This window comes from Candidatus Syntrophosphaera sp. (genome assembly GCA_019429425.1).
Lineage (GTDB): Bacteria > Cloacimonadota > Cloacimonadia > Cloacimonadales > Cloacimonadaceae > Syntrophosphaera.
The window spans coordinates 1-12,643 of record JAHYIU010000072.1 but is presented as its reverse complement, the minus strand read 5'-3'; the positions used below and the strand labels follow the sequence as shown (position 1 = coordinate 12,643).

Below are 12,643 nucleotides of genomic sequence, written 5' to 3'. Positions count from 1 at the left end.
CGTCAGCGTCGGATAGACGTACTCGCGGCCGATGCAGAGCTTGCCGTCGCGGTAGCTGCCATAGACCATCTGGTCGATGGTGCCCGAGTAGGTGCTGATCCCGTACTTGAAGATCACTTTCATTGCTTTTCCCTCCTTGTTTTTATTTATGCCTCAAAGGGCACATTCCAACCTTTCATAGCCGGGAACGGGGGGCAGGAGTCCCCCATCTACGGCACGTTTGACGCTTTGGCAGGGCAGATCCTGAAGCGTTATCTGTTCTCTGGTGAGCAGTTCCAGATCGACCCCCAGTTTCCTTTGCATCGCCCACATCAGCTTGTTGAAGAGGTTGTACCAGCTTGTGCAGTTGGTATCCCCGCTGGCATGGCGGTAGAGCTCGGTGTAGGTGATGAGATCAAGCCGGAAGCCTTCCGAGAGGTTCAGTGCCTTCAGATTGCGGGCGATCCTGGCGAGGCGAAGATTGCTGGCCGTGACTTTCCACACCGGCAAACTGCGCACCAGCACGCGATCCAGACGCGGATTGTAATAGAACACCAGCCCGTCGCATTTGCCCGAATAGGCCAGCATGATGTTTTTCAGCATTGCTTTCATATAATGCCCTCCATAGTATTTGGATGACGCACCCTCCCTCAATAATTTCCCGGTTTTTTGCGCCCCTGCAAAGGGTGAAGGCGCAAAAAGCCTTCAAGGAAATTATTGAGGAGAAAGCATGACCAAAGAGCCTAACGACAAGCTGCTCCTGGAAGTTAAGGGATTTCTGCAGCGAAACGCGGAGATGCACGGAGCCAGGATCTTAAGCTATCTGATCGCCCACGCGGGACACAGATTTCACTGCACAAAGCTGGCCCGCCTCGTCTTCCCGCCCGCGGATGAGAGGATGCAACTGCTTGCCGCCCAAGCAGATCTGCTGTATGGCAGAATGGAGGCGAGGGACCTTGGGGAGCAAGGCAACACAGTGAGCGTCCGCGATCCGGCAAATCCCCAACTGATGACGCCCCAAAGCCTAAACGGATATGACCTCGCGGACCTCATCACCTGCCGCCATTACGACAATCCGCTCACCGACGCCAAAACCCTCCGCGACATCGCCAAACGCTGCCAAAAACTAAAGACGGACATCGCCGCCAATATCAAGCCGGAACAAGCCCGCGCGGAACTGCAGGCCCTGCTGAAATACCGCTCCCAATGCCTGATGCCCGGCAACAAGATCAAACACTTCAACCCCGAAACGGCAAAGACCTACCAAGCCCTCCAGCAAGCCATCCATCGCCTATTGAACAAGCTTTCCGCCGAACAAGCCCCCTTGCTGGACTATGTGCGAAGCTGCCTCAAAAGCGGCGTGGAATTCGGGTGGAAAGACCCTAACAATATTCAGTAAGGAAAACTGCTGCAGCATGCATCAAGATACTGACCTGCTTGGCAATAACGTACTGGTCATTCGTTGTCTTGATGAATTTCATACTTATGTTCCTTTGTTTTTATAGGCCCCCGGGTGGTATTTCAAAGCGCCCGACAGTAGTTTGGTTATTATCTATGACCGGTGTGACCGGCTGCTGGGCAGTGGGCGTTACACCTCCGCCTTTTCCGCCTCCTCCGCCTCCTCTGACGGGAGTGGTTACGATGGAATCTTTGGCAGCGGTACGCAGTTGAGGAGTTTGCGCGATCCTGGCCGCGTTTTTCTGGGTCCAGTCAAGGGCATTCTTTTGTTGCGCCTTGATCTCTTCCGCGCTCAGCCAGGTTGCCAGGTTGTCCCTTGCCTTTGCGAATTCGTCAAATTGGTCCCCGTTTGCCTGGGCGCAGGCAAGCAGTATCCAGAAATAGGCTTGTTCATGGCTTTGGGTCACCCCCCTGCCTTGGTGGTAATTGACTCCGAGGGCATACATTGCCGGAGCGAAGCCGTGATTCGCTGCCTGAAGGTAGAACTTGCATGCCTCCGCAAACAAACCCCCGGCATGGCTGTCTTCGAGGCAAACGGCAAGGTTGTAGGCACCAAGGGGATAATTCTTCTCAGCGGCCATGCGGAAGTGTCTCATTGCTTCATCCTTGCTTTGGGAAACCTGCCTGCCATCATAGTAGAGCATGCCCATCCTGTTCATCGCTTCAGCATTGCCCTTGGCGATTTCAGCTTTAATAGCTTTCAGGTCGGCGTCTTGAGTATCATCCGAGAACAGTCCGGTCATAACCAGAAGCAGCAGAAAGACAAGCAGGGGCTTCATCTTTACCATCATGTTAACCTCCATGTATCGTACATTTATGAAATCGTGGAATAATAGCATTAAAATTCAGTGGAAATTTCTGTCAAGCATATTTCTTGGCTTTACCCTCTTTGAACCACTTGCTGCCGGCCTTTGACTCTAACCCAATACTTGCCCAAGCGCTTTGGGGCGGCATTACGGGAACATGGCACAGGCAGATCAAGCGCCAATAGGAGAGAAAGCAAACGTCAATAGGAGAGCCTGGGGGGCTTGCCCAGCCAAGGTTGTTGGGGTTGATGAGGAGGAAGTTCTTTGCCAAAAAGCGCAGGCGGAACCAGATCGGCCCCGCCCGCGCATCGCTTTGCCTTGCCTGAATCCGATCAAGGCAGGACTTTGCCTTGTTCGGGACAGCTCAAAGCAGACCTTTGTCTTTGTTCAAGCTAATGTCCAGCCTGCCTTTCAGGGCTGTCCGTGACAATGTGACGGAGGTTTCCCCATTGTTTTTCCTCAGTTCAAAGTGCTTTGCCAAAAAAGGAATTCAGCGTCACAGCGTCACAAAGGTTTCAGGAGGCCTTGGAGCAAGCTTCCCCTGCTGTATCTGCGGGTGGCGTTTGCCTTGCAGCAGGCTTGATCTCAACTCTTTGGGGAATGGCTTTCACCGCCCGCACCTGTTTGCCATCGACACGGACGCGGGTCTGATTCCGCTCGAGATTCCAGCCCTTGAGGCGCAGCCATCCTTCCAGAAAATTGTTATAGGCCGTTGAGTTGCTGACATTGGCCGAGCTGCCGGGATAATTGTGTTTGAACTGCTCCAGATCCTTTTTGGAAACCACGTTGAAGGCAGTTCCCTGTTCCATGCTGTCGCCGTAAAGTTCCTCAAAATGCTCCCGGAGGTCGCCATCTATCTCGTTCAGAGCGGCTTGTTCGAGCAGGAGTTTGGCCTTTTTGCAGCGGGGCATTCTACCCGTCGCGCAGCCTTGCTCCAAAAAGCGGAAGCAGGCGATGGCCATGACGAGGTAGAACCTGTTCCAATCCTCGTCGGTCCACTCTGGTCCAAAGAGCACTTTTCCGAAATCGTCGGTGGGCTGGTGGTTGGAGTTGTACCAGCGGAAGAGGGGGACGTCGAACCTGCGGCGGAGGTCGGAGTCGTTGGTCCCGGTTCCTGGCGAGTTGGTGGTGAAAACCACTCTGGGCGCCCTTTCCGGCGGTATCACGAGGGGCTTGCAATTCTTGGGATTGATCATAAAGCCGTCGGTGAGGCCGTTGTAGAAAGCGTTGAGCACTTCCTCGGTCTCGTCGACTTCGTCCACCCAAACGACCCTTGTCTCAGCCGTAATCCCTTGCAAGGCATGGGGATACTTGATGTCGAAGTTCTTTCCGTCGATACGGGAAACCTTGCTCCCCATGTGCGTTACTGCCTGCATCAAAATGCCCTTGCCGGTGCCGCCGGCATTGCGTTGGCCGGGCTCGGTCTGCTCCGAGATGATCACCGCGCAGGGATCGACGGGGTTGAAATGCAGGTGGCAGGTTTTGGCCAAAGCCATCATGATCGCTTCGTGAAGGTTGCCATCGAGTTGATTGGTTTTGGGGTCGGTGGCTTGATTCAGGGTCAGCTTGTAGAAGTCCGATTCCTGCCAGTAAGCTTTTTTCACGGTTTCATCAGTGAGGTCGAGCGAGTGCGGTTTGATTGCCTCCGCGGGGACCAAAACCTTCGCTTCAGCGTAGGGGACAAGCTCCAGCCTGTTGCTCTCGACCTTAAGCAAACCGTTCTGGAAGGGGAACAGGAAGCTCCACTCCGTGTGCCAGAACGGCTTTCCGTCCGTTTCGGGATCGGTCTTGGCGATCAGCCTCAAGGCGCGGGAATTGGTTACAGTTCCGAGTTTTCGAAAGAATGGCGCTGATTCAGTTTCCGACCTCTCCGCGAAGATCTCCTTCAAAGTGTGCAGGATGTCTTGTTCGGAAACGGGCCAGACGATGTGGTCCCTGATGAAGCTGAGCTTTCCCTCGTCGTTTCTGAATCCGAGCGAGCTCAAAACGTCGGCTGTGGTGTGTGCCGCGGGATTCAAGGCCAGACGGTTGAAGAAATCCGCCCTTTGTTCGGGCGAGATCTCCAGCAGTTCGGTACTGAACGCGTTGGGGACCGTTTGTTGTTCGGGAATGGTTTCGTTTGCAGCGCTGCTTGCAGGCTGCGGGTCATCTTTTTGTTCTGTCATCGGCACCTCTTTGTGCTGGTTTATGCCGCGGATAGCGGCGGGTTGCGTTTCTTGCGGGCCCCGGAATGGAAAACTGTCCTCGGAGCGCAATTGTAAGCAGTTTTGGCATTGTTTACCTCCTTTGCCATGGCTGTTGGGGATTTTATGAACCGACCCCAATTCAGCCCTTGTTATTTACATGCGGGATAATATAATGCGTTTTCCCAAAAAGGCAAGTTATTTTTCCGTTTTTTGGCAATTATATTTTCAGGCTGGGAAGATGATCGGAAGAAGCGTTTTGACGTTTTGGCGTTTTAACATTTTAGCGTGGGGGAAAGGCGCCATCGGGCAAAGAAAAAACCCGGCTCGGGTGAGCCGGGCGGTTTATCTGGGTGATGTTTTGGTTTAGATCAGCCCCTGGTCGCACATGGCGTTGGCGACCTTGAGGAAACCGGCGATGTTGGCGCCCTTGACGTAGTTCACGAATCCGTCGGCTTGCTGGCCATTGGCACGGCAGGCTTCGTGGATGTTTTTCATGATCCCGTGCAGGCGTTCGTCGACCTCGTCACGGTTCCAGCCCAGGCGCATGGAGTTTTGGGTCATTTCCAGACCGCTGGTGGCCACACCGCCGGCGTTGGCGGCTTTGCCCGGCGCGAAGAGGATCCTGGCGTTCATGAAGACTTCCACGGCATCGGGAGTGCAGGGCATGTTGGCAGCTTCGGTAAGGCAGAAACAGCCATTCTTGACCAGCGCTTTGGCGTCGTTGGCGTCCAGCTCGTTCTGGGTGGCGCAGGGGATGGCGACGTCGACCGGCACTTCCCAGGGGCGCCTACCTTCGATGAATTTGGCATTGGGGAAGACATCCGCGTAGTCGATGACGCGGTCGTTGTTGGAGGCGCGGAGCTCGAGCAGATAGTCGATCTTTTCGCCGGAGACGCCTTCCTCATCGATGATGTATCCGTCCGGTCCGGAGAGGGTGACGACCTTTCCGCCCAGTTCGTTGATCTTTTGCGCGGCGCCCCAGGCCACGTTGCCAAATCCGGAGAGGGCCACTTTGAGGCCGTCGAAGGACTTGCCCTGGGTCTTGAGCATCTCCTCGGCGAAATAGACGACGCCGAATCCGGTGGCTTCAGGGCGGATGAGGCTTCCGCCCCAGGCCCTGCCCTTGCCGGTGAGCACGCCGGTGAATTCGTTCACCAGCTTTCTATAATAGCCATACAGGAAGCCGATCTCGCGGCCGCCCACGCCGATATCTCCGGCGGGAACGTCGGTGTCCGGGCCGATATGGCGGAAAAGTTCGGCCATGAAAGATTGGCAGAAACGCATGATCTCGGCGTCGGACTTGCCTTTGGCGTCGAAATCCGAACCGCCCTTGCCGCCGCCCATGGGCAGGGTGGTGAGGCTGTTCTTGAAGATCTGCTCAAAGCCGAGGAACTTGAGGATGGAGAGGGTGACGCTGGGGTGGAAGCGCAAGCCGCCCTTGTAAGGGCCGATGGCGCTGTTGAACTGCACCCGGTATCCGCGCTGGACGTGGATCTCACCCTTGTCGTCCATCCAGGGCACGCGAAACATGATCACGCGCTCGGGCTCGACCAGGCGTTCCAAAATGTTTGCCTTCACAAAGCGGGGCGTGTCGATATAGACGTCCCAAACGGTTTCGATAACTTCTTCCACGGCTTGCAGAAATTCCGGTTCGCCCGGATTTCTGGCCGCGACCTTGTTCATGAAATCCTGAAAGGTCATGATTTCCTCCATGTATGTATTGTTTTTTTAACCAAGTTTTAAATATCGCTTAAAATGTCAAGCGTTTCCATCCAGCAATTTTCCCACATTGGGGGCGCGCAAACGGTGGGCGGTATGGAATCCCGAGCCCAGGAGCGGGCGGAGGTAATACTTGAAGTCGTCCGTGACCCCGTTGGCGGCTGAATTGATGTATTCATCAGGCATGTGGCGGGTTTTGCGGGCCACCTCCGAGAGTTTTTCGAGCTGGTAGTTCACGGAATAGAATCCGGTGCGCTGGATGGAGATCGAGCCGTCCAGGTTGTACCAGATGGCGTAATGCGCAGCGCGTTCGCCGACTTCGCGGGCTTCGCGCTGGTCCACGTCCGAAACGCAGCCGATGAAAGAGCGCTGGAGATAGCCAAAGGTGTCCGAACGCACCCTTTTGATGCCCAGTTTGCTCCGCACGAGGTCGGAAAGCAGGTCGCCGAGCATGCCCGTTCCGGAAAGCTGGACGTTGCCGTGGGCGTCGGTTTCGGTGTTGTTGGTGAGGATGGTCATCATCGGCACGCCCTGGTCGTTGACGATGCCTTCGGAAACGGCGATCACGCATCTTCCCAGTTCGTCGTAAACGCGTTTGACGTCCCTGAGGAATTTTTCCCGGCTGAAAGGGCGTTCCGGCATGTAGATCAGGTGCGGCCCGTCATCGGGATACTTCTGCGCCAAAGCGGAAGCGGCGGTGAGGAACCCGGCATGGCGGCCCATCACGACTCCGATATAGACCCCGGGCAGGGCGCGGTTGTCCAGGTTGACGCCGGTGAAGGCCGAGGCCACGAATCTCGCGGCGGAGCCGTATCCGGGGGTGTGGTCGTTGAGGACGAGGTCATTGTCGATGGTCTTGGGGATGTGGATGGCGCGGAATTCATAATCGGCCTGGTCCGCCTGCTCGTTCACGATGCGCACCGTGTCGGCGGAATCGTTGCCTCCGATATAGAAGAAATAGCGGGCGTCGTGGGCTTTGAGGACCTTGAAGATCTCGCGGCAGTAATGCTCGTCCGGCTTGTCCCGCGTGGAAAGCAGCGCGGAAGAGGGCGTGTCCGCCACCTGTTCGAGGTTGTGGGTGGTTTCCTGGGTCAGGTCGATGAAGTTTTCATTCACGATTCCCTGCACTCCATAGAGAGCTCCGTACACCCTCGTGACCTGCGGGAATTTGCGGGCTTCCAAAGTCACTCCGACCAGGGATTGGTTGATCACGGCGGTCGGTCCGCCACCCTGGGCGATCACGACCTTTCCTTCCAATTTCATCTTGAACCTCCACTTGGGCAATATGTTGTATTCTGGATTGGCATGTTTTCAGCAGGGGATCCTGTTGGGATGCGAATTCCTTACGGAATCCATTTTTGGCGGCGCGGATATTTGTCCAGCAGAAAATGCTTGCGCAAAATGCGGGCTCCAAAAACAATGGCCAGGGAGACTTGATGAGCTACATAGTACTTGCCAGAAAATACCGGCCGCAGACCTTTTCCGAGGTCTACGCGCAGGAACATATCACGGAGATCCTGCAAAGCGCGATCACCAGCAACCGCATCGCCCATGCCTATCTGTTCACCGGGCCGCGCGGAGTGGGGAAGACCTCCATGGCCCGGATCATGGCCAAAAACCTGAACTGCGTGGAAGGGCCGACCATCACGCCCTGCAACAAGTGCAGCAACTGCCTGGAGATTGCCGCGGGCACCTCATCCGCGGTGATCGAGATCGACGGGGCCTCGAATACTGGCGTCGACGACATCCGCGAGCTGCAAAGGGAACTGCTCTACGCGCCCACCAACTCCAAATATAAGATCTACATCATCGACGAAGTGCACATGCTCTCCAAGAGCGCGTTCAACGCCTTGCTCAAGACCCTGGAAGAGCCGCCGGACAACGTTCTCTTCATCTTTGCCACCACCGAGCCCTTCAAGGTGCTGCCCACCATCATCTCCCGCTGCCAGCGCTACGATTTCAAGCGCATCCCCATCGATTCGATCGTCAGGAGGCTGAAAGAGCTGATGCGGGAGGAGAAGATCGAGGTCGACAACGAATCCCTGCACATCATCGCGCGGAAGGCGGACGGCAGTTTGCGTGACGCCCTTTCCCTGCTGGACCAGGTCATCTCCTATTGCCAGGACAAGGTCACGGTCGCCAAGGTGCGCGAGATCTTCGGGCTGATTCCCACCCAGATCTACTGCAACCTGATGAAGCTGATCCACTCTGGCGACAATCCAGCTCTGCTGGCGGAATTGCAGCAGATCTTCGAACAGGGCACCGACCTGCAGGAACTGATCAATAACATGATGGAATTCCTGCGCATCGTGATCCTGCGCAAGCTGGGGATGTCACCCCTGGAGATCACAGCCGAGGAATATCCCGCCTACGACGAGATCGCCGCGCTGTTTAGCCAGACCAACCTGCTTTATGTCATGAGCCTGCTGATGCAGACCAGAACTGAGATCAAAAGCAGCGGCAACCCCTACCTGATATTCGAGATGATGATGATCAAACTCTGCCGCCTGGATGAGATGGAGGATATCTCGCAGATACTGTCCAAGCTCTCCTCCCAGCCCGTGGCCAGGAGCGCCAGCCCGGTCCAGAAACCCGCGCCTCAGCCCATTCCGCAGAGCGTGCCTCAGAAAAAGGCTGAACAAACGCATGCCCCCGAACCCGAAACCCACGCGAAACTGGAATTCAACCAGGAAAACCTCCTCAAGGTCCGGGACAGGCTGATCGCCAGGATCAGGCCGGGCAGCAATATAACCGGCATGGCGCTGGCCGATTCGGAATTCGAAGCCCTCAACGGGAACAAACTCCGCCTCAAGGTTAAAACCACCACCTATCACAACACCCTTTCGGGCAAGAAAGAAGAGATCCAACAAGTCCTGAGCGAGTTTTTCAGCCACCCCGTCCGGCTCGAACTGGAACTCCTGGAAACCCAGCCCCCCACCAAGGTCGAGATCAGACGCAAGACCCTGGAAGACCTGAAGAGCCAGGACGAAAACCTCGCCCGCTTCATCGAGGTCACCGATTCCAAGCTGATCAACTGATCCGGGGTCGAGAAAGGCGGGCAAAAGGGGAATAGGGGAAAAGGGCAAAAGGGATAGGGTCCACGAATTCCACGAATTAACACGAAGGGGAAAAGGGGAGCAGGGCAAAAGGGGCTGGCGCAGGCCGGAACGCCAGATTTATCTGGTCGGTCCGCCGGATTCATCCGGTCAAGAGAAAAAAACCCGGAAAAATGGAACCCTGCTGACCGGATCGGCAGGATATTCACGAGCAAAAAAAGGCAGCCATTCCTGATCGGGGAACAACTGCCATTGCTTTGTAAGCGGGGGGAGCTTACATCTCGACCAGTTGGGCCTGGACGTACTCCACCGCGCTCAGCAGCTTGATCATCTTGTTCAGCTTGCGCTTGTCGCCTTCCACTTCGAGGACGATCAAACCGTCGTTGGCGCAGAAATCCTTGGAAACTTCGTGCAAGCCCAGGCGCACCTTGATGTTGCAGCCGTATTCCGTGAGGATTTCCTGGACCTTGGCGGCTTCCTTGCTGCGCTGGTCGATCTTGATCAGTATCACTTTGTAGGTCATTTTTACCTCCGGCGAAAGAATTGGCGATTGGGAAAAACTGTCCACACTTTTTTTTTCGGAATGCCGCCAGCCCTGATCCGGTAAAAAAAGAGATTGACATTAATGCTTGCCGCCGGCAAATGGACTCATCGCTTACAAGGGAGTTTTGGAATGAAAAATACAGGCAGCATATTGGCCCTGATCGGCGGCGCCATGGTGATCATCATCGCCCTCGCGTCCTTGCTGATGGGTGAATTGAAAGCAGTTTGGAACTATGAATTTTCCACCGAGCCCGGATTTGTGATCGTCGCGGTCATCCTGGCCATCTTGATCACGATTCTGGCCTTCCTTTCCTTTTCCACCAAACCCAGGCTGCTGGGCTTGATCATACTGGCAGCCTCATTCGCCGGAATAATCGTGGGCAGCACGCTGACGGACATCGCCATGCTATTGTGCGTCTGTGGCGGGATATTGCTCTTTACCCTTCCACCCCAGAAAACGGAGAAAAAAAGCAGCCAAGCAAAGCCCCAAACCCCGGTTCCGCCCAATCCCAGCTGATCACCAAGAAAGCCTGCGCGGGGATAACTGGATCCACGAATTACACTAATTACACAAAGGGGAAAAGGGAAGCTGCGCCACAGTAACACCGGCTTCAGCCGGTCGTTCCACCAGCTGCAGCTGGTTTTATCTCACACAGATGTTACAGATTTAAGGGTAAAAGGGGAAAAGAACTGGATCCCGGCCTGCGCCGGGATGGCATAAGCGTTATGCCGGAATGATAAAAGCTTCCAGCTCCAATTGAACTTGAGCCGGACTTTATGGGGTTAGTTTTCCCCGCTTTGGCTGCCGACAAGCCGGAAGCTGCTCCGGATGGCGTCAAAGGTCTCGGAATGGGAGTCGAAGATTGCCGTGTCCGCGGCAAAGGACAGGATCAGCAGGTTGCCTTCCAGCCTGACCAGCGTGTTTGCCATGCGCATCGAAAAGAAGTCCAGCAGCTCGATCACCAGGTCGAAGCGATAGGCCGGGAGGCCATTGAGGTCCACCTCTCCGCGGTTTTCGATCCTGACCAGGTCCTCCGTGAAGATGTCCAGCTGGCTTTGGATGTCGTTGATAGCGGATTCCAGCAGTTTACTGTAGCCGTCTTCAAACTCGCCTTCCTCGACAGGTTCGGTCATGATGGTCATCACCACCGGCATCAGTTCGTCCGGGCTGGTCAGGGTGATCAATGAATTCTCGTCGATCTGTTTGGCCCAATCTTCCGGATAATCCAGGCTGAAGCCGTAGTATTCGTTGACATAGGTTTTCCAGGCTTCCGCCCCCGCGGGCAGGGCCAGGACGGCCATGATCATTATCAAGCATATAGCTGCCAGATTTCTCATTTTTCTCTCCAATTTATTGATGTTAGCCTGATCGGTCCGCTGTTCAGGTCAGGTCCATTACCAAGCATACGCGCCCAGCCCGGCAATCCCCTCAACTTTTCTTTAGTTGTTTGGCCCAACTGTCCTTGAGGGTCACAATGCGGTTGAAAACAAGTTTGTCCGCCTGGGAATCGTCATCCACGTTGAAATAGCCCTGGCGCATGAATTGGAAGCGTTCACCCGGAAAAGCGCTTGCCAATGAGGGTTCGAGCTTGCAGTCGGATAGGATCTTCAGGGAATCCGGATTCAGATAATCCTGATAGCCTTTTCCTTCTTCCATGTCGTTGAAATCGGCGATGGTGAACAACTGGTCGTAGAGCCTGAGTTCAGCCGGGATGGAGTGTTCGGCGCTCACCCAGTGGATCGTGCCTTTGACCTTGCGGGCGTCGGGTGTCCAGCCGCCCCGGGACTCAGGATCGTGGGTGCAGATGATCTCAATGATGTTGCCATTGGCGTCTTTGCGCACTTCCCGGCAGGTGATATAATAGGCGTGCTTGAGGCGCACTTCGGCCCCGGGAGAGAGGCGGAACCAGCCTTTGGGCGGATTCTCGGCAAAATCCTCGCGCTCGATATAAAGATGCCTGGAGAACGGAACCATTCTCTTGCCGGCAGTGGGGTCCTCGGGATTGTTTTCCGCTTCCAGTTCCTCGGTTTTTCCCTCGGGGTAGTTCTCGATGGTCAGCTTGAGCGGGTCAATGACTGCCATCACCCGGTTGGCGCGGCGGTTCAGATCCTCGCGGACGCAAAACTGCAGCAGCTCGAAATCCACCACGGAATTGGCCTTGGCGACCCCGATGCGGTCTGAGAATTCGCGGATCGCCTCGGGAGAGAAGCCCCGGCGGCGCATTCCTGCGATGGTGGGCATCCGCGGATCGTCCCACCCGCTCACCACACCGGTTTGGACGAGTTCCAGCAAGCGGCGTTTGCTCATCACGGTATAGCTGAGATTGAGCCGGGCAAATTCGATCTGTTGGGGATGGCAGGGGACCGGAAGTTGGTCCAGAAACCAGTCGTAGAGAGGGCGATGGTCTTCGAACTCCAGGGTGCAGATGGAATGGGTGATCCCTTCCAGGGCGTCGGAAATGCAATGGGTGTAATCATACATGGGATAGATCACCCATTTATCGCCGCTGCGGTGGTGTTCGGCCTTCTTGATGCGGTAGATGACCGGATCGCGCATGTTCAGGTTGGGCGAGGCCATGTCGATCCTGGCGCGCAGGGAGCGGGTTCCTTCCTCAAATTCCCCATCCCGCATCCTGCGGAAGAGGTCCATGTTTTCTTTCACTGATCTGTCGCGCCAGGGGCTGTTTTGCCCCGGGACCTTCAGGGTTCCGCGATGGGCGCGGATCTCCTCCTGGGAAAGGTCGCAGACGTAGGCTTTGCCTTCCAGGATCAGGAGTTCGGCGTATTCATAGAGTTTATCGAAATAGTCGGAGGCGTAAAAAAGCTTGTCCTGCCAGTCGAAGCCGAGCCAGCGGATGTCCGCGATGATCGAATCGACGTATTCGACGTCCTCTTT

At 55.6% G+C, this 12,643-nt stretch carries 12 protein-coding genes; 4 read left to right on the top strand and 8 right to left on the bottom strand.

The features are described from left to right. Window positions 1-153 precede the first annotated feature (153 nt). Complete coding sequence (locus K0B87_07670) at window positions 154-591, bottom strand: hypothetical protein (protein MBW6514618.1); 438 nt, start codon at window positions 589-591, stop codon at window positions 154-156. A 118-nt stretch (window positions 592-709) separates the two neighbouring features. On the opposite strand from K0B87_07670, the gene K0B87_07665 reads away from it, so the two are divergent. Then, complete coding sequence (locus K0B87_07665) at window positions 710-1,378, top strand: hypothetical protein (protein ID MBW6514617.1); 669 nt, start codon at window positions 710-712, stop codon at window positions 1,376-1,378. A 100-nt stretch (window positions 1,379-1,478) separates the two neighbouring features. Here K0B87_07665 and K0B87_07660 read toward each other — a convergent pair whose 3' ends face one another. Beyond that, a complete protein-coding gene (locus K0B87_07660) occupies window positions 1,479-2,228 on the bottom strand; it encodes a sel1 repeat family protein (GenBank protein MBW6514616.1) in 750 nt (249 codons plus the stop codon). Between the two features lie 530 nt (window positions 2,229-2,758). Then, window positions 2,759-4,408, bottom strand: coding sequence for an ATP-binding protein (locus K0B87_07655; protein ID MBW6514615.1), 1,650 nt, complete (start codon window positions 4,406-4,408; stop codon window positions 2,759-2,761). Between the two features lie 193 nt (window positions 4,409-4,601). On the opposite strand from K0B87_07655, the gene K0B87_07650 reads away from it, so the two are divergent. Further along, on the top strand, window positions 4,602-4,796 hold the full coding sequence (locus K0B87_07650) for a hypothetical protein (protein MBW6514614.1): 195 nt from the start codon (window positions 4,602-4,604) through the stop codon (window positions 4,794-4,796). On the opposite strand, the gene gdhA is transcribed toward K0B87_07650, so the two are convergent. Together gdhA and K0B87_07640 are read right to left on the bottom strand one after the other, a co-directional pair. Further along, entirely contained in the window at window positions 4,793-6,142 is a 1,350-nt protein-coding gene (gene gdhA, locus K0B87_07645) for an NADP-specific glutamate dehydrogenase (GenBank protein ID MBW6514613.1), read from the bottom strand. The genes K0B87_07650 and gdhA overlap by 4 nt on opposite strands. Before the next feature lie 45 nt (window positions 6,143-6,187). Further along, window positions 6,188-7,411, bottom strand: a complete 1,224-nt coding sequence (locus tag K0B87_07640) for a 6-phosphofructokinase (GenBank protein ID MBW6514612.1) — start codon at window positions 7,409-7,411, stop codon at window positions 6,188-6,190. Between the two features lie 173 nt (window positions 7,412-7,584). Here K0B87_07640 and dnaX point away from each other — a divergent pair, with 173 nt between their 5' ends. Beyond that, entirely contained in the window at window positions 7,585-9,186 is a 1,602-nt protein-coding gene (gene dnaX, locus K0B87_07635; GenBank protein ID MBW6514611.1) for a DNA polymerase III subunit gamma/tau, read from the top strand. A gap of 292 nt (window positions 9,187-9,478) precedes the next feature. On the opposite strand, the gene K0B87_07630 is transcribed toward dnaX, so the two are convergent. Further along, window positions 9,479-9,727: a hypothetical protein gene (locus K0B87_07630; GenBank protein MBW6514610.1), complete on the bottom strand. Its 249-nt coding sequence runs from the start codon at window positions 9,725-9,727 to the stop codon at window positions 9,479-9,481. A 150-nt stretch (window positions 9,728-9,877) separates the two neighbouring features. Here K0B87_07630 and K0B87_07625 point away from each other — a divergent pair, with 150 nt between their 5' ends. After that, on the top strand, window positions 9,878-10,264 hold the full coding sequence (locus tag K0B87_07625) for a hypothetical protein (protein MBW6514609.1): 387 nt from the start codon (window positions 9,878-9,880) through the stop codon (window positions 10,262-10,264). Window positions 10,265-10,530: 266 nt separating this feature from the next. Here K0B87_07625 and K0B87_07620 read toward each other — a convergent pair whose 3' ends face one another. Together K0B87_07620 and K0B87_07615 are read right to left on the bottom strand one after the other, a co-directional pair. Continuing rightward, window positions 10,531-11,085, bottom strand: a complete 555-nt coding sequence (locus tag K0B87_07620; protein ID MBW6514608.1) for a hypothetical protein — start codon at window positions 11,083-11,085, stop codon at window positions 10,531-10,533. Window positions 11,086-11,176: 91 nt separating this feature from the next. Further along, the coding region (locus K0B87_07615) for a glutamine--tRNA ligase/YqeY domain fusion protein (protein ID MBW6514607.1) at window positions 11,177-12,643 on the bottom strand (1,467 nt) is incomplete at its 5' end.

Coding starts and splice junctions, on each gene's coding strand:
- gdhA (MBW6514613.1), bottom strand. CDS start 6,142: ATGGAGGAAATCATGACCTTTCAGGATTTCATGAACAAGGTCGCGGCC.
- K0B87_07640 (MBW6514612.1), bottom strand. CDS start 7,411: ATGAAATTGGAAGGAAAGGTCGTGATCGCCCAGGGTGGCGGACCGACC.
- K0B87_07620 (MBW6514608.1), bottom strand. CDS start 11,085: ATGAGAAATCTGGCAGCTATATGCTTGATAATGATCATGGCCGTCCTG.
- K0B87_07660 (MBW6514616.1), bottom strand. CDS start 2,228: ATGATGGTAAAGATGAAGCCCCTGCTTGTCTTTCTGCTGCTTCTGGTT.
- K0B87_07650 (MBW6514614.1), top strand. CDS start 4,602: ATGCGTTTTCCCAAAAAGGCAAGTTATTTTTCCGTTTTTTGGCAATTA.
- K0B87_07625 (MBW6514609.1), top strand. CDS start 9,878: ATGAAAAATACAGGCAGCATATTGGCCCTGATCGGCGGCGCCATGGTG.
- K0B87_07655 (MBW6514615.1), bottom strand. CDS start 4,408: ATGACAGAACAAAAAGATGACCCGCAGCCTGCAAGCAGCGCTGCAAAC.
- K0B87_07670 (MBW6514618.1), bottom strand. CDS start 591: ATGAAAGCAATGCTGAAAAACATCATGCTGGCCTATTCGGGCAAATGC.
- dnaX (MBW6514611.1), top strand. CDS start 7,585: ATGAGCTACATAGTACTTGCCAGAAAATACCGGCCGCAGACCTTTTCC.
- K0B87_07630 (MBW6514610.1), bottom strand. CDS start 9,727: ATGACCTACAAAGTGATACTGATCAAGATCGACCAGCGCAGCAAGGAA.
- K0B87_07665 (MBW6514617.1), top strand. CDS start 710: ATGACCAAAGAGCCTAACGACAAGCTGCTCCTGGAAGTTAAGGGATTT.